The organism is Streptomyces sp. NPDC007907 (assembly GCF_042959365.1).
Classification (GTDB): domain Bacteria; phylum Actinomycetota; class Actinomycetes; order Streptomycetales; family Streptomycetaceae; genus Streptomyces; species Streptomyces indiaensis.
Genome location: NZ_JBIBKR010000009.1, coordinates 331,322 through 347,036, shown reverse-complemented (window position 1 = coordinate 347,036; position 15,715 = coordinate 331,322). Strand labels below are relative to the sequence as shown.

Here is a 15,715-nt window from a genome sequence, read left to right as displayed (position 1 = left end):
GTTTCACACCTCGTACACAACCGGGGCGGCCCCTCCTCGCGGCCGGAAGGAGCGCGGCGGCGGAGGCGCGAACCCCCACCGCCCGCGCCGCTCACAGGTATTGCTTCAGCTCCCGCCGCGCCAGCGACCGCTGGTGCACCTCGTCCGGCCCGTCCGCGATCATCAGCGTCCGCGCCCCCGCGTACAGCTCCGCCAGCGGGAAGTCCTGGCTCACCCCACCGGCACCGTGCAACTGGATCGCGCGGTCGAGGATGTCCACCACGGCCCGGGGCGTGGCGATCTTGATGGACTGGATCTCGGTGTGCGCACCGCGATTGCCCACGGTGTCCATCAGCCACGCGGTCTTCAGCACCAGCAGCCGCAACTGCTCCACCGCGACCCGGGCGTCCGCGATCCAGTTGTGGACCACGCCCTGTTGCGCCAGCGCCTTGCCGAACGCGGTCCGGGACACGGCCCGCCGGCACATCAGCTCGATCGCCCGCTCGGCCATGCCGATCAGCCGCATGCAGTGGTGGATGCGCCCGGGGCCGAGCCGCGCCTGCGCGATGGCGAAGCCGCCGCCCTCCTCGCCGACCAGGTTCGACACCGGCACACGCACCTGGTCGAAGATCACCTCGGCGTGGCCGCCGTGGTAGTGGTCCTCGTACCCGAAGACCTGCATGGCCCGCTTGATCGTGACGCCCGGGGTGTCGCGCGGCACCAGCACCATCGACTGCTGGCGGCGGATGTCCTCACCCCCGGGGTCGGTCTTGCCCATCACGATGAAGATCTTGCAGTCGGGGTGCATCGCCCCGGAGATGTACCACTTGCGGCCGGTGATGACGTACTCGTCGCCGTCCCGCTCGATGAGCGTGGTGATGTTGGTGGCGTCCGAGGAGGCCACGTCCGGCTCGGTCATCGCGAACGCCGAGCGGATCTCGCCGGCCAGCAGCGGCTCCAGCCACTGCTTGCGCTGCTGCTCGTCGCCGAACTGGGTGAGCACCTCCATGTTCCCGGTGTCGGGCGCCGCGCAGTTCGTCACCGTCGGCGCCAGCTGCGGGGAGCGGCCCATGATCTCGGCGAGCGGCGCGTACTGGAGGTTGGTGAGCCCCGCCCCGTACTCGGAGTCCGGAAGGAAGAGATTCCACAGGCCCTGCCTGCGGGCCTCGGCCTTCAGCTCCTCGACCACGGGCACGGTCTCCCACGGCGAGTCGCGCCGCTCCCGCTGCTCGTGCGTGACGGCCTCGGCCGGGTAGACGTACTCGTCCATGAAGGCGAGGAGCTTGGCGCGCAGCTCTTCCGTGCGCGCGTCGAAAGCGAAGTCCATGTGGATCAGCCCTCCTGGAGGCCTTCGTGGAGCGTGGTCAGACCGTGCCGGACGAAGACGGGGACGAGGTCGCCGATGCGGTCGAAGCCGCGCCCCACCGTCTGGCCCAGGGTGTAGCGGTAGTGGATGCCCTCGAGGATCACGGCGAGCTTGAACCAGGCGAAGGCCGTGTACCAGGCGACCGCGGAGACGTCGCGCCCCGAACGCTCGGCGTACCGCTCGATGAGTTCCGACGGCGCCGGATGCCCGGGCGCCTCGGCGGTGGTGGAGACCGGGGAGTCGGGCATGCCGAGCGGCATGCTGTACATCACCAGCAGGCCCAGGTCGGTGAGCGGGTCGCCCAGCGTCGACATCTCCCAGTCGAGAATCGCCTTGATCCGGTCGTCCTCGCCGATCAGAACGTTGTCGAGGCGGTAGTCGCCGTGCACGACGGCCGGGGCGGGGGAGCGGGGCAGCTCGCGCCCGAGGGCGGCGTGCAGCTCGTCGATGCCGTCCAGGTCCCGGTTGCGGGAGGCGTCCAGCTGCTTGCCCCAGCGCCGCAGCTGCCGGTCCAGGAAACCCTCGGGCCGGCCGAAGTCCGCCAGGCCCACCTCGCCCGGGTCGACGCCGTGCAGCTCCACCAGCGTGTCGACGAGGTTCAGCACCGCGCCCCGGGTCCGCTCCGCACCGATCGGGGCGAGCTGGTCGGCGGTGCGGTAGGGCGTGCCCTCGGCGAACTCCATGATGTAGAAAGGCGCTCCGAGCACCTCCTCGTCCTCGCACAGCAGCACCGGCTGCGGGACGGGTACGGCGGTCGGGTGCAGCGCGCTGATCACCCGGTGCTCGCGCTTCATGTCGTGCGCGGTGGCCAGGACGTGGCCGAGCGGGGGACGGCGCACGACCCACCGGGAGGTGCCGTCGGAGAGCGCGTAGGTGAGGTTCGACCGTCCGCCCTCGATCAGCCGGCCGGTCAGCGGGCCGGTCACCAGACCGGGACGCTCGCGGTCGAGCAGGTCGCGCAACCGTTCGAGATCCAGTCCGGGCGGATGGTCGGGGCTCATGTGGGGCTCCTACGGGCAGGTGGACAGTTCCCGCCTAATGATGCCGACCGGTCGGTATGTCGTCCAGAGGGGGGCCGAAACGTGATCGGTGCCACGATAGGCCGACGCCTCCCCCCGCGAGGAGCCCGGGGAGGTCTCCGCAGGTTCGTTCAGATCGTCCGGCTTGCGTGTCGTGCGGCGACCCCGGAAGGTCGGAGCCATGAAGGCCATCAGCTACTCACGGTACGGCGGTCCCGAGGTGCTGGCGTTCGGGGAGGTCCGCGATCCGAAGGTCGGCCCGGACGCGGTGCTGGTCAAGGTGCGGGCGGCGGCCGTGAACCCCGTGGACTGGAAGTGCCGCGAGGGATACCTCGACGGGATCCTCGCCCCCGTCTTCCCCGTGGTGCCCGGCTGGGACGTCTCGGGCGTCGTCGTGCGACCGGGCGTGGCCGTCTCGGAGTTCGGGGTCGGGGACGAAGTCATCGGCTACGTGCGCGAGGACTTCCTCTCCCGCGGCACCTTCGCCGAGTACGTGGCCGCACCCTTGCGCACGCTCGCGCGCAAGCCGCGCAACCTCTCCTTCGAGGAGGCGGCCGGACTGCCGCTGGTCGGGCTCACCGCCTACCAGGTACTGAACAAGGTGCTCCAGGTGAAGCGGGGTGAGACCGTCCTGGTGCACGCCGCGGCCGGCGGCGTCGGCTCGATCGCCGTTCAGCTCGGCGTCCATCTCGGCGCCCGGGTGATCGGTACGGCGAGCGAGCCGAACCACGACTTCGTACGGGGCCTCGGCGGGGAACCGGTGGTGTACGGCGAGGGCCTCGGCGAGCGGGTGCGGGGACTGGCCCCGGAGGGCGTGGACGCGGTGTTCGACACCGTCGGCGGCGACGCCCTGAAGGTGTCGGCGAACCTGCTGGCGCCCGAGGGCCGCCTGGTCTCGATCGCCGACAACGACGTCGTGGCCTACGGCGGCCGCTACTACTTCGTCCGCCCCGACGCCCAGGACCTCCAGCGCCTGTCCGACCTTGCGGAGCAGGGCGTGATCAGCGTGCACGTCGACGAGGTGTTCCCCCTGGAACGGGCGGCCGACGCCCACCGCCTGAACCAGGAGGGCCGCACCCGCGGCAAGATCGTCGTGACGGTGGACTGGGAGAGCGAGGGCGAGGCACCGGCCTAGAGTCCTCGCGGCGCACCCGAGACCTCGCCCTGGCATCTCCCGGGCAGAATGGGCCCCGTGGGTGTGGAGAAGAACGCAGTGTTCACCCTGCCGCGAGGCGCCACGGGCTTCTTCCGGCCGGCGGACGGGCCGTTGCCGGAAACCGGCACGCGGGCGTTCCGGACGGCGCTGTACGCGGCCGCCCGGGCGTCCCGGGGCCGAGTGGGCGGGATGGAGGAACAGGAGTACCCCCGTACCTTCCACACCGCGACGGTCGTCGAGGGCGCCGACACGCATGTCGTCCTCTGTCACGTGCACCACCCCTGGATCGCCTTCGCCCGGGAACCCCGGGACTGGTACACCGACGAGTTCCTCGCACCGCCACCGTGGGCCCGGACCTTCACCGACCTGGGTTTCACCGTGCTCGACCGCGTGCGGCTCCTCCTGCCGCTGTCCGAGGCCGACACCTCGGCCCTGACGCGGGACGAGTGGCGCCTGGTGCGCCTCCACGGCATCACCACACTGGGCGGAGTGCTCTTCAACGCGTGGGACTGAATCCGGCGGGACGGTGTGCCGGACGGAGGTCAGAGCAAGAGGGCGGCTCCGCACAGTGCCATCGCCACCGTGCACAGCACCGCCGCCGCCGCGTGCCGGGGGGTGAACACCACGGGGCTCGCGGTGGTCGCGAGGGCGCGGATGCGCCGGTGGGCGACGCTCAGGAAGCCCAGCCAGAGCACACAGCACACGGCGCAGGCGACGACCCCGGCCGCGGAGGTCCCTCCGTGCAGCGCCGCCTTCACCGCGAGCACCGCGACGACGGTGCCCGACAGCGTCGTACGCCGCCAGGCGAGCCGGGTCCGCTCGGGCTGCAGCCCGGGATCACGGTCGGGGTCCCGCCGCCCGGGGACGGGTCTGCTCACCCCTCCCACCCGACGAGCACCACCACGACCATGGCGACGGCCACGACCGCGACGACGAGGCTCAGCAGCGCCGGGAACCGGGACACCGGCAGGTCCTCACCCCGGCGCATGGCCCGCTCGCAGCGCACCCAGTGGTTGACCGCCCGCAGGGAGCACAGCACGCCCGCGGCCAGCAGCGCGAGCGCCAGCCCGGCCCGCCAGGCCCAGCGCAGGTCCGGCAGGAACTGGTCCACGGCGAATCCGCCGCCGATCAGCGCGAGCGCGGTGCGCACCCAGGCGAGGAAGGTGCGTTCGTTCGCCAGCGAGAACCGGTAGTCGGGCGTCTCGCCGTCCTCCCGGATCTCCGCGGGCGCGAACCACAACCGGACGTTCCGTACGAACTCGATCACGTGCGCGACCCTACCCGGGAGCCCTGTCCCGCCCGGTTGCGCCCGCCGCCCGGAACGCCTTGAGCCGCTCGTACGCGGCCAGCCCGTCCGGCACCCACTCCCAGTCGCGCAGGCGCCGCTCGACCTCGGCGTCGGGCAGGAAGCCGTGCCAGGCCACCTCCTCGGCCTGGGGCTGCACGGGGAGGTCGCACCGCACCTCGTAGACCGCCGACCACCAGGTCCGGCCGGAGCCGTCGTCGTAGAGGAACGTGAAGAGGTGCCGCGGCCGGGGCAGGCCGGTCACGCCCAGTTCCTCCTCGGCCTCCCGCAGGGCCGCCGTGTCGTAGGACTCGCCCGCGCCCACGACCCCGCCGACGAACATGTCGTACAGGGAGGGGAAGACCAGCTTGGTCGCGGTGCGCCGGTGCACGAAGATCCGGCCCTCGGCGTCCCGGGCCTGGACGAACACGCAGCGGTGGCGCAGGCCCCGGGCGTAGACCTCGCCGCGCGGGGCCTGCCCGACGACCCGGTCGTTCTCGTCGACGACGTCGAGGATCTCGTCAGCAGCGCTCATGCCCTCATCCAAGCAGGGCACCGGAGCGCCGCGGGGCGGGGCCCGTCAGGGCGAGGCCGGGCTCACCGCGGGGGCGGTCACCCGGGCGCGCTCGGGGGCTCCGCACGGCATCGCCGGGTGCATGCCGAGCAGCACGATCCCGGCGACCACGGCCAGCAGGCCACCGGCCTCCCAGCTCAGAGCCACCGCGTCGGTGCGCAGCCGGTCGCCCAGGAACCCGACACCGCAGACGATCCCGGCGAGGGGCTGCGCCGCGGTCAGGGCGGGCAGCGACTTGCGCAGGGAGGCGGTCTCGAACGCGCTCTGCACCAGGACCAGCCCCGTGACGCCCAGTGCGAGCACCGCGTACGGCTCCCAGCCGGTGAGCAGCCCGGCGAAGCCGCCGTCGGAGACCTTCTGCCCACTGACCCGGGTCAGCGCGTCCTGCACGCCGTACAGCAGCCCGGCGGCGAGGGCCAGCAGCACCGGGCCGGAGCTCAGCCGGGACCGTTTGCCGCGGGTCGTGAGCAGCAGGGCGAGGCCGATCATGACCCCCATGATCACCCATTGCCGCGCCGGCTCGGCCGTCGCGGCGCCGCCCTCCGGCCGGCCCGCCACGATGAACGCGGTCACCCCGCCGGCCAGCAGCACGAGGCCGGCCCAGCCCTGCCGGCCCAGCGGCTGCCGGCTCTGCCTGCGGGAGAGCGCGAGCGCGAACAGCAGGTTCGTCGCCAGCAGCGGTTCCACCAGGGAGAGCTCACCCTGCCCCAGGGCGGCGGCACCCAGCCCCATGCCGACCACCATCAGCGCGATGCCGCCGAGCCAGCGGGGCACCTTCACGAGGTCGATCAGCAGGCGGAAGGAGAGGAAGTCGCTCAGCGGGGCCCGCTGGGCCGCGTTCTGCTGGAGGACGAAGCCGAAGCCGAGACAACAGGCGGCACCCAGGGCGAGCGCCAGAACTAGAACCGACACGCGGTGTACCTCGATCGTCAGGTCGGGTCACGGTTGCGTAGGGGCCGACTGTACCGGCCGGCTCCACCCGGCGCGCCCGTACGTCCTGCCATCGTCGGGGGCGATCCCGGCCCACGCTATGACGTACGTCACATTGGACGTAACGGATAAAACGGATGCCGGTCACGCTGGCCCCAGAGGCCCTGTGGATCACAAAAACCTCACGACTAACGACAGTTGACGCGTGTAACGGCCTTGCGGGCCTTGACGGCAACCGTTGGCTGGGGGTTTGCTGTGTGTGATCAGTTCATGGCGATGCGCACATACGCGCTCCTTCTCCCGTCGTGAGCCGAAACACCAGAAGAGCGCGTGAGGAAGTCCCGCGGTGCCCCCACCCCCGCCTCCCCTCGGCCGTGGCCGCAGACGTGCGGCGCAGGCCTTCGACGAGGCCCTCGACGACGCGGACCTCATGACCGCGCGTGCCGCGCTGGCGCAAGGCCGCTGGCAGAACGCCCGTTCCCTGCTGGTGCACACCGGGGACGACTGGGACCGGCGCGGCCACCGCGTCACCGTCCTCGCCCGCGAGCCCTCCTGCGCCGCGTGGGCCCGGGAGTGGCTGCTCGCCGAACCCGAGTCCGCCGACGCCTCCGTCCTGCTCGCGCTCGCGCAGGTCAGGCGCGCCCTCCAGGGCAAGGCCAAGCCCGACGGCGCCCGTGAGGCGTGCCGGTACGCCGCGGACCGGGCCCCCGCCGATCCCACCCCCTGGCTCGGCCTGCTCATGCTGGAGTGCGCGCTCGGCAGCGACCAGGACGCCGTGCGCAGCTTCGAGGCGGTCCGCGGCCGGTACTCCGACCACCACCACGCCCACCATCTGATGGTCGCCCGGCTCGCCGGCCGCCGCACCGAGGCCGGCCCGGACCCGCTGCACGAGGTCTACGACTTCGCCAACTGGGCCGCCGAACAGGCACCCGCCGACTCGCCGCTCGCCATCCTGCCGGTGATCGCGCACGCCGAGCGCTACCGCGTGCTGGCCGCCGCGGGGCTCGAAGCGGCCGACCCGGCCGCCTCCGGCCACTGGGCGGGCCGCCGCGCACGGCAGGTCATGAAGGCCGCCTTCGACTGGTGGCTGGAATGGGAGCTGGAGGGGCACCCGCGGCGGCTGATCGACCTGAACTTCCTCGCCCACGCCAAGTTCTGCGAGGGGCGGGGCGCCGAGGCCGCCGCCCTCTTCCACCGGATCGGCCGGTACGCCACACCCGCTCCCTGGTCGTACCCGGACCGGGACCCGCACAACGCCTTCGCCGCCGCCCGCGCCGCCGCGCTCGGTACGGCCTGACACCCCGCCCCGACAGTGAGGACGCTCCCCCGATGACCACCGACAGTTCGAGAACGAGCCCGTCCGCCCCCGGCGGCATCAGTACGTTCAAGGGGCAGGAGCGTGCCCTGCGGGCCGACCGGCTCGGCACCGGCGGGCTGCTGCTCTCCGTCCTCGCGGCGACCGCACCCCTCATGGTCGTCGCGGGTGTCATGCCCACCACATACGCGGTGATGGGCATCGTCGGCCAGCCGCTGCTCTTCGTCCTCCTCGGCGTCGTCCTGATCCTCTTCAGCGTCGGGTACGCCGAGATGAGCCGCCACGTCCACAACGCCGGCGCCTTCTACGCCTACATATCCCGCGGTCTCGGCGCCACCGCGGGCGCGGGCGCCGCCCTGGTGGCCCTCGTCGCCTACAACGCGCTCCAGGTCGGCATCTACGGCATCTTCGGCTTCGAGGTCTCCGGGCTCCTCGCCACCTACGCCGACGTGCAGATCGCCTGGTGGATCCCGGCGCTCGTGGCCGCGCTCGCCGTCGGACTGCTGGGCTGGCTCAAGATCGACGTCAACGCCCGCGTCCTCGGCGTGCTGCTCGTCATCGAGGTGCTCCTGGTGGTGATCTTCGACGTCGCGGCCCTGGCCGACCCCGGCACGGAGGGCCTGTCGCTGCACGCCTTCAACCCGGACACCCTCACCGGCGCCGGTGTCGGCACCGCGCTGTGCTTCTGCATCGCCGCCTTCCTCGGCTTCGAGCAGGCCCCCGTCTACGCCGAGGAGACCAGCCGCCCGCACGTCCTCGTGCCGCGTGTGATGTTCCTCGCCGTCGGCGGCGTCGCCGTCTTCTTCGCGCTGAGCAGCTGGGCCCTCACCGTCGCCACCGGCCCCGGCGCCATCGTCGGCACGGCCCGGAAGCAGAGCGCGGGGCTGCTGTTCTTCCTCACCGAGTCCCGCCTCGGCGGCGCCTTCACGGACGTGCTGCACGTCCTGTTCGTCACCGGCATGTTCGCCGCGCTCCTCAGCTTCCACAACGTCGTCGCCCGCTACGCCTTCGCCATGGGCCGCGAGGGCCTGCTGCCCGCCGCCTTCGGCCGCACCAGCGGCAGCAGCGGCGCCCCGGGCACCGGCTCGCTGCTCCAGACCGTCGTGGCCGTGCTGGTCGTGGCCGCCTTCGCGATCGCCGACGACAGGCCGGCCGGTGACCCCACCGCACCCGTCCTGCAGCTGTTCACCTGGTTCGGCAACATCGGCGCCCTCGGCGTGATCGTGCTGATGGCGGCGGCGTCCCTGTCGGTCGTCGTCTTCTTCGTCCGCCGCGGCGCCGCCGGCGCCCAGGCCTGGCGGCTGGTCACCTCCGCACTGGCGGGCATCGCCCTGCTGGTGATCGCCGGCTACACGGTGAAGGACTTCGAGGTGCTGGTCGGCGCCGGCCCCGACTCCTCGCTGAGCTGGGTACTGCCCGGCACCATCGGCCTGGCCGCGCTCGCCGGCGTGGTCCTCGGCCTGGTGATGCGCGCCCGCGCCCCCGAGAAGCACGCCCGGATCGGCCTCGGCAACGAGGCGTTCCAGCTGGACAAGGCGGCCTCCTCCTGAGGGAGCCCGTACAAGAAGGGGTTACGGAAGTCTGACGCGCACCCGCGAGCCCTGTCGTACCGGGGCCGCGGGTGTTCGAATGAGTACGTGAACGAGGACGTACACCAGGGTGTGAACGACGAGCACCCCGAAGAGCGGGGCACCCCGATCGGCCGTCGCGTCTTCCTCGGCACCCTCGCCCTGGGCGCCGCGGGCGTGGTCGCCGCGCCCCCGCTCCAACGCGGCCTGGAGCGCTTCCTCGGCGGCGCGGCCGACAAGGACCCCACCGGCCTGACCGGCCTGCTCCCCAACGGCGGCGGCTTCCGCTACTACTCGGTCGCCTCCTCCGTCCCCCGCAAGAACGCCGGCACCTACCGCCTCACCGTGGACGGCCTGGTCGAGCGCCCTGTGACCTACACCCTCGACGAGCTCAGGGCCATGCCCCAGACCCGCATGGTCCGCGACGTCCAGTGCGTCACGGGCTGGCGCGTCCCCGACACCCCCTTCGAGGGCGTACGCCTGTCCCGGCTCCTGGACGCCGCCCGGCTGCGCCCCACGGCCAGGGCCGTCCGCTTCACCTGCTTCGACGGCACCTACACCGAGAGCCTCACCCTCGACCAGGCCCGCCGCGCGGACGTCCTGGTCGCCCTGCGCATGCAGGACAAGGACCTCGGCCATTCCCACGGCGGCCCGGTCCGCCTCTACGTGGCCCCCATGTACTTCTACAAGTCCGCCAAGTGGCTCTCCGGCATCACCGTCACCGACGAGGTCCGGCCGGGCTACTGGGAGGAGCGCGGCTACGACGTCGACGCCTGGGTGGGCCGCTCGAACGGACGGGACGATGACCCTACGAGCTGACACGCCCCCGACGACGGCGAAGGTCCGGCGCTTCAGCACCGCGCAGCGCTGGGTCCACCGCACCACGGCCGCGCTGATGGGCGTCTGCGTCGCCACCGCCGCCTGCCTCTACGTCCCGCAGCTCGCCGAACTCGTCGGGCGCCGCGACCTGCTCGTCACCGTGCACCAGTGGTCCGGCCTCGCCCTGCCCGTCCCCGTCCTGGCCGCCCTCGCCTCCCGGGCATTCCGCGCCGACCTCGGCCGCCTCAACCGCTTCGGGCCGCACGACCGCACCTGGCTGCGCGCCGCCCTGCACCGCGACAAACGCCCCGCGTCCCGCCCGGCGGCCAAGTTCAACGCCGGGCAGAAGCTCTACGCCGCGTGGATCGCCGGCGCCACGCTGGTCATGCTCGCCACGGGCCTGATGATGTGGTTCACCCACCTCACCCCCCTGCTCTGGCGCACCAGCGCCACCTTCGTCCACGACTGGCTGGCCCTCACCATCGGCATCGTCCTGGCCGGCCACATCGGCATGGCCCTGGCGGACCCGGAATCCAGAAGAGGCATGCGCACAGGCAAGGTGAGCAGAGACTGGGCAGACCGAGAGCACCCCCTATGGCGCCCGTAGCTCCCCCCTTCAGCGTCGCGCGGAACCGCGCGAACACCCAACGCACCCGCACCCTCTAGAACACCCGCAGCCCAGACCGCGCGCCAGGGCGAGTCCGATGCCCCGGCTGGAGCCGGTCACCAGGGCCGTACGGCCGCCGATGCCGAAGAGGGGTGAGCCGTCATCGCCGTACTCCTAGATCACGAGGGACAACAGCAGGACCAGACCGCCGGCGACCACCGAGATGATCGTCTCCATGACGGACCAGGTCTTGATGTTCTGGCCGACGCTCAGCCCGAAGTACTCCTTCACCATCCAGAACCCGGCGTCGTTGACATGGCTGAAGAAGAGCGAGCCGGCGCCGATGGCGAGGACGAGCAGGGCGGCGTGGGTGGTCGACATGTCGGCCGCGAGCGGGGCGACCAGACCGGCCGCCGAGACCGTGGCCACCGTCGCCGAACCCGTCGCGAGGCGGATCACCACCGCGATCAGCCAGGCCAGCAGCAGCGCGGGGATGGCCCAGTCCTTGGAGATGTCCAGGACCATCTGCCCCACGCCCGTGTCGATCAGCGTCTGCTTGAAGCCGCCACCCGCGCCGACGATCAGCAGGATGCCCGCGATCGGCATGAGGCTCTTCTCCACGAGCGGCGAGATCCGCTCCTTGGAGAACCCGGCGGGCCGCAGCAGCGTGAAGATGCCGACCAGCACCGAGGCGAGCAGGGCGATCATCGGGGCGCCGATCACGTCGAAGACGCGCTGCACCGGGTTCTCCGGGTCGTCCACGATGATGTCGACCAGCGCCTTGGCCAGCATGAGGATCACCGGCAGCAGCACGGTGAAGAGCGTCGTACCGAAGCCGGGGCGCCTGTCGAGCTCCTCGGACGGGCGCTGCGGGATCATCTTCTCGGGGGCTGGCACGTCGACCCAGCGGGCGGCGTACTTCGAGAACACCGGCCCGGCGATGATCACGGTGGGTATGGCGACGAGGACGCCGAGCGCCAGCGTCACGCCGAGGTCGGCCCCGACGGCGTCGATCGCGACCAGCGGGCCGGGGTGCGGCGGCACCAGGCCGTGCATCACGGACAGGCCGGCGAGCGCCGGGATGCCGATGCGCATCAGCGAGTAGTTGCCGCGCTTGGCGACCATCAGCACGACCGGGATCAGCAGCACGATGCCGACCTCGAAGAACAGCGGCAGTCCGATCACGGAGGCGATCAGCACCATCGCCCACGGCATCGACCGTCCGCCGGCCTTCTCCAGGATGGTGTCGACGATCTGGTCGGCGCCCCCGGAGTCGGCGAGCATCTTCCCCAGGACGGCCCCGAGGGCGATCAGCACCCCCACCCCGGCGACGGTGGTGCCGAGGCCGGTGCTGAAGCTGGTGAGCACCTTGTCCAGCGGTGCCCCGGCGATCGCGCCGAGCACCAGTGACCCGATGGTCAGGGACAGGAACGCGTGCAGCTTGAACTTGGTGATGAGCAGGACGATGACGGCGATGCCCGCCAGGACGGCGATGCCCAGCTGAGCGTGGCCGGCCGAGGTGATCGGCTCGGGTGCGTCCGCTGCCAGCATCTCGACGCTGAGTCTGGTCACGGGTGGGTTCCCTTGCGTTGGGGAGTAGGGGAGGGAATCGGCCGGCAGGGACTACTGCACGGGTTCGGGGAGGTCCTCCAGGGCGAGCGCCGCTCGCCGGGTGATCTCCTCCGGACTGCCCGAGACGTTCACCTCGACGCCCGCCTCGTCCGCCTCCAGGGGCTGGAGCGTGGCGAACTGGGAGTCGAGCAGCGCCGTGGGCATGAAGTGTCCCTGCCGGTGTGACATCCGGTCCTCGATCAGCGCGCGGTCACCGGCGAGGTGCACGAAGACCACACCGGGTGCGGCGGCCCGCAGCCGGTCGCGGTAGGACCGCTTCAGCGCCGAGCAGCTGACCACCCCGCCGAGCCCCGTCCGGCCGTGCGCCCACGCGCCGATGGCGTCCAGCCACGGCAGGCGGTCCTCGTCGGTGAGCGGGGTGCCGGCCGACATCTTGGCGATGTTGGCCTGCGGGTGGAAGTCGTCGCCCTCGGCGTAGGGGACGCCGATCCGGGCCGCGAGCAGGGGACCGATCGTGGTCTTGCCGGTGCCCGCTACGCCCATGACCACGACGACGTGGGGGGTGTTCATCGCTGCCTCACTGTCTGCTGTCCGAGGTCGACACCTGATGTCGACGCAACTGAAACCCATTAGGTACGACTAATTCAAGAGCCTGTCATGGATAAGTCTGACTTTTTATCTCCGTGATCTACCCCGTACGCTGAGTGCATGAGCACACCGGGCCGGGGGCTGCACGGCCATGTACTGGACACCCTCGGCCCCGAGATCACGGCGGGGGAGTACCCGCCGGGCAGTGTCCTGCGCACCGACGAGCTCGCCCAGCGTTTCGACGTGTCGCGCTCCGTGATGCGCGAGGCGGTCCGCGTCCTGGAGTCCATGTACCTGGTCGAGTCCCGCCGCCGCGTCGGCGTGACGGTCCGCCCGAAGTCCGAGTGGAACGTCTACGACCCGCAGGTGATCCGCTGGCGCCTGGCCGGCTCGGACCGGCCCTGGCAGTTGCGGTCCCTCACGGTGTTGCGCTCGGCCGTCGAACCGGTCGCGGCCGGCCTCGCCGCCCGGCACGCCACGGCCGAGCAGTGCGCCGAACTCACCGAATGCGCCCTCGGCATGGTCGCCCACTCACGCGGTCACAAGCTGGAGGGCTATCTCCTGCACGACGTCGCCTTCCACCGCGTCATCCTGGAGGCCTCCGGCAACGAGATGTTCGCCCGCCTCGGCGACGTCGTCGCGGAGGTCCTCACCGGCCGCACCCAGCACGACGTGATGTTCGAGGACCCCGACCCGGCCGCCGTCACCCTGCACGTCCAGGTCGCCGAGGCGGTCCGCGCGGGCGACTCCGCCCGGGCGGAGGAGCTGACCCGCGAGATCACGGTCGGCGCCCTCCAGGAACTCGACATCCTGGCGCCGTAGCACCGCTACGCCGGGAACTCCCCGTCGACGTACACCCAGGCCCCGTCGACCCGCTCGAACCGGCTCCGCTCGTGCAGCGACCCGCCCCGGTACGACGCCCGGAACTCCACGGTCCCGGTGGTGTGGAACGCCGAGCCGCCGCTCACGCCCAGGATCTCCAGCCCGGTCCACCGCATGCCCGGATCCGGCTCCAGCGTCCCGGGCCGCGTCCGCGGATGCCAGGTCCGCAGCAGATACGCCACGTTCCCCCGCACGAAGGCGCAGTACCGGGACCGCATCAACGCCTCGGCGGTCGGCGCGGCAGCGGCCCCGGAGTGGAACCGCCCGCAGCACGCCGCGTACGCCTCGGGGAGCCCGCACGGGCAGGAACGCCTGGTCATGGTCACCTTTCCGCGGAAACGCCCGAGGGCCGTGACCTCGCGGTCACGGCCCTCAGTTCATGTGTCCGAGGGGGGACTTGAACCCCCACGCCCGATAAAGGGCACTAGCACCTCAAGCTAGCGCGTCTGCCATTCCGCCACCCGGACAAGGTGTCTGTCGCGTGGGTTCTCCCCGCGGCGACGACGTAAACATTACCAGGCTTTCGGGGGTGGCCGATCACCCCCCGTCCGCACCCCGGCGAGGCGTGAACGGCGTGTGACGGGCCGGGAGCGCTCTTGGGGTGCGGGCCGGGGAGAGAGAGGATGAGGGGGACCCACCAGCAGTGACACCGGGAGGAAGCACGTGAGCGAGACGGACACGGCCAGGAGCGTCACAGGCGAGGACGAGGTCGTGGACCTCTGCCGCGAGCTGATCCAGATCGACACCAGCAACTACGGCGACCACTCGGGTCCGGGCGAGCGCAAGGCGGCGGAGTACGTCGCCGAGAAGCTCGCCGAGGTCGGGCTCGAACCGCAGATCTTCGAGTCCCACCCGGGCCGCGCCTCCACGGTCGCCCGGATCGAGGGCGAGGACCCCTCCCGGCCCGCGCTCCTCATCCACGGCCACACCGACGTCGTCCCGGCCAACGCCGACGACTGGACCCACCACCCCTTCTCCGGCGAGGTCGCGGACGGCTGCGTGTGGGGCCGCGGGGCCGTCGACATGAAGGACATGGACGCGATGACCCTCGCGGTCGTCCGCGACCGGCTGCGCAGCGGGCGCAAGCCCCCGCGGGACATCGTCCTCGCCTTCCTCGCCGACGAGGAGGCGGGCGGCACCTACGGGGCCAAGCACCTCGTGCGCAAGCACCCCGAGCTGTTCGAGGGCGTCACCGAGGCGATCAGCGAGGTGGGCGGGTTCTCGTTCACCGTCAGCGAGCAGCGGCGGCTCTACATGATCCAGACGGCCGAGAAGGGCATGCACTGGATGAAGCTCACCGTGGCCGGCACCGCCGGGCACGGATCGATGATCCACCGGGACAACGCGATCACCGAGCTGTCGGAGGCCGTCGCGCGGCTCGGGCGGCACAAGTTCCCGGTGCGCGTCACCAAGACCACCCGCGCCTTCCTCGACGAGCTCGGTGACGCGCTCGGCACCGAACTCGACCCGGAGGACATGGAGTCGACCCTCGTCAGACTCGGCGGCATCGCCAAGTTCATCGGCGCGACGCTGAGCAACACGGCCAACCCGACGCAGCTCGGCGCCGGTTACAAGGTCAACGTCATCCCGGGCGAGGCGACCGCGCACGTCGACGGGCGGTTCCTGCCCGGCCACGAGGAGGAGTTCCTCGCCGACCTCGACCGGATCCTCGGCCCGAACGTACGGCGCGAGGACGTGCACGCCGACAAGGCCGTGGAGACCTCCTTCGACGGGGCGCTGGTGGGGGCGATGCAGTCCGCGCTGCTGGCGGAGGACCCGACCGCCAAGGCGATCCCCTACATGCTCTCCGGCGGGACGGACGCCAAGTCCTTCGACGACCTGGGCATCCGGGGCTTCGGCTTCGTGCCGCTGAAGCTGCCGCCGGAGCTGGACTTCGCCGGCATGTTCCACGGCGTGGACGAGCGGGTTCCGGTGGAGGGCCTGCAGTTCGGCGTGCGCGTGCTCGACCGTTTCATCGACCTGTCCTGACCGGCCCCGTGGACGGGCTATTCGGTCGCGCGTGCGGGATCGACTGGGAAGAGTGAATGCGACCAT

17 protein-coding genes, 1 tRNA gene and 1 pseudogene are annotated in these 15,715 nt (G+C 71.7%); 8 read left to right on the top strand and 11 right to left on the bottom strand.

Annotated features, from left to right (window positions below; genetic code table 11):
• Positions 1–91: 91 nt before the first annotated feature.
• Positions 92–1,306 (bottom strand): acyl-CoA dehydrogenase family protein, encoded by a 1,215-nt coding sequence (locus tag ACFZDI_RS33300; protein WP_391255755.1) that lies wholly within the window; start codon positions 1,304–1,306, stop codon positions 92–94.
• Between the two features lie 5 nt (positions 1,307–1,311).
• The gene (locus tag ACFZDI_RS33295) at positions 1,312–2,346 is read right to left on the bottom strand and encodes a phosphotransferase family protein (RefSeq protein WP_234847679.1); all 1,035 of its coding nucleotides are present in this window, start codon (positions 2,344–2,346) and stop codon (positions 1,312–1,314) included.
• A 199-nt stretch (positions 2,347–2,545) separates the two neighbouring features.
• Here ACFZDI_RS33295 and ACFZDI_RS33290 point away from each other — a divergent pair, with 199 nt between their 5' ends.
• Positions 2,546–3,499: an NADP-dependent oxidoreductase gene (locus tag ACFZDI_RS33290; RefSeq protein ID WP_234847678.1), complete on the top strand. Its 954-nt coding sequence runs from the start codon at positions 2,546–2,548 to the stop codon at positions 3,497–3,499.
• Positions 3,500–3,547: 48 nt separating this feature from the next.
• Complete coding sequence (locus ACFZDI_RS33285) at positions 3,548–4,033, top strand: hypothetical protein (RefSeq protein ID WP_391255750.1); 486 nt, start codon at positions 3,548–3,550, stop codon at positions 4,031–4,033.
• Between the two features lie 29 nt (positions 4,034–4,062).
• Here ACFZDI_RS33285 and ACFZDI_RS33280 read toward each other — a convergent pair whose 3' ends face one another.
• Genes ACFZDI_RS33280 through ACFZDI_RS33265 form a run of 4 tightly spaced genes read right to left on the bottom strand, consistent with a single transcriptional unit; the run spans position 4,063 to position 6,291 of the window.
• Positions 4,063–4,407 carry a DUF202 domain-containing protein gene (locus tag ACFZDI_RS33280; RefSeq protein ID WP_391255747.1) on the bottom strand — a complete coding sequence of 115 codons (345 nt, stop codon included), beginning with the start codon at positions 4,405–4,407 and terminating at the stop codon, positions 4,063–4,065.
• Positions 4,395–4,787 carry a DUF202 domain-containing protein gene (locus ACFZDI_RS33275; RefSeq protein WP_234847675.1) on the bottom strand — a complete coding sequence of 131 codons (393 nt, stop codon included), beginning with the start codon at positions 4,785–4,787 and terminating at the stop codon, positions 4,395–4,397. Before ACFZDI_RS33275 ends, ACFZDI_RS33280 begins: the two co-directional genes overlap by 13 nt.
• Positions 4,788–4,797: 10 nt before the next feature.
• On the bottom strand, positions 4,798–5,340 hold the full coding sequence (locus ACFZDI_RS33270) for an NUDIX domain-containing protein (RefSeq protein ID WP_391255743.1): 543 nt from the start codon (positions 5,338–5,340) through the stop codon (positions 4,798–4,800).
• Between the two features lie 45 nt (positions 5,341–5,385).
• Complete coding sequence (locus tag ACFZDI_RS33265; protein ID WP_391255738.1) at positions 5,386–6,291, bottom strand: DMT family transporter; 906 nt, start codon at positions 6,289–6,291, stop codon at positions 5,386–5,388.
• Positions 6,292–6,655: 364 nt separating this feature from the next.
• On the opposite strand from ACFZDI_RS33265, the gene ACFZDI_RS33260 reads away from it, so the two are divergent.
• From ACFZDI_RS33260 to ACFZDI_RS33245, 4 genes are all read left to right on the top strand, one after another.
• A complete protein-coding gene (locus ACFZDI_RS33260) occupies positions 6,656–7,606 on the top strand; it encodes a hypothetical protein (RefSeq protein ID WP_391255735.1) in 951 nt (316 codons plus the stop codon).
• Positions 7,607–7,638: 32 nt separating this feature from the next.
• Complete coding sequence (locus tag ACFZDI_RS33255; RefSeq protein ID WP_391255732.1) at positions 7,639–9,174, top strand: APC family permease; 1,536 nt, start codon at positions 7,639–7,641, stop codon at positions 9,172–9,174.
• 111 nt (positions 9,175–9,285) lie between these two features.
• Positions 9,286–10,011: a molybdopterin-dependent oxidoreductase gene (locus ACFZDI_RS33250; RefSeq protein WP_391255959.1), complete on the top strand. Its 726-nt coding sequence runs from the start codon at positions 9,286–9,288 to the stop codon at positions 10,009–10,011.
• A complete protein-coding gene (locus tag ACFZDI_RS33245; protein ID WP_234847670.1) occupies positions 9,995–10,618 on the top strand; it encodes a cytochrome b/b6 domain-containing protein in 624 nt (207 codons plus the stop codon). Before ACFZDI_RS33250 ends, ACFZDI_RS33245 begins: the two co-directional genes overlap by 17 nt.
• 57 nt (positions 10,619–10,675) lie before the next feature.
• Here ACFZDI_RS33245 and ACFZDI_RS33240 read toward each other — a convergent pair.
• The 3 genes and pseudogenes from ACFZDI_RS33240 to ACFZDI_RS33230 all read right to left on the bottom strand — a co-directional run.
• Positions 10,676–10,759: pseudogene (locus ACFZDI_RS33240) on the bottom strand (gluconate 5-dehydrogenase); the annotation flags it as partial.
• Between the two features lie 33 nt (positions 10,760–10,792).
• Positions 10,793–12,190 carry a gluconate:H+ symporter gene (locus ACFZDI_RS33235; RefSeq protein ID WP_391255728.1) on the bottom strand — a complete coding sequence of 466 codons (1,398 nt, stop codon included), beginning with the start codon at positions 12,188–12,190 and terminating at the stop codon, positions 10,793–10,795.
• 51 nt (positions 12,191–12,241) lie between these two features.
• On the bottom strand, positions 12,242–12,760 hold the full coding sequence (locus tag ACFZDI_RS33230; protein WP_391255725.1) for a gluconokinase, GntK/IdnK-type: 519 nt from the start codon (positions 12,758–12,760) through the stop codon (positions 12,242–12,244).
• Between the two features lie 138 nt (positions 12,761–12,898).
• On the opposite strand from ACFZDI_RS33230, the gene ACFZDI_RS33225 reads away from it, so the two are divergent.
• Positions 12,899–13,600: a FadR/GntR family transcriptional regulator gene (locus ACFZDI_RS33225; RefSeq protein ID WP_234847667.1), complete on the top strand. Its 702-nt coding sequence runs from the start codon at positions 12,899–12,901 to the stop codon at positions 13,598–13,600.
• Between the two features lie 5 nt (positions 13,601–13,605).
• Here the strand turns inward: ACFZDI_RS33225 and ACFZDI_RS33220 are convergent, their stop codons facing one another.
• Positions 13,606–13,980, bottom strand: a complete 375-nt coding sequence (locus ACFZDI_RS33220) for a YchJ family metal-binding protein (RefSeq protein WP_391255721.1) — start codon at positions 13,978–13,980, stop codon at positions 13,606–13,608.
• Between the two features lie 62 nt (positions 13,981–14,042).
• A tRNA-Leu gene (locus tag ACFZDI_RS33215) sits at positions 14,043–14,127 on the bottom strand.
• 196 nt (positions 14,128–14,323) lie between these two features.
• On the opposite strand from ACFZDI_RS33215, the gene ACFZDI_RS33210 reads away from it, so the two are divergent.
• Positions 14,324–15,649 carry a M20/M25/M40 family metallo-hydrolase gene (locus tag ACFZDI_RS33210; protein ID WP_234847665.1) on the top strand — a complete coding sequence of 442 codons (1,326 nt, stop codon included), beginning with the start codon at positions 14,324–14,326 and terminating at the stop codon, positions 15,647–15,649.
• Positions 15,650–15,715 lie beyond the last annotated feature (66 nt).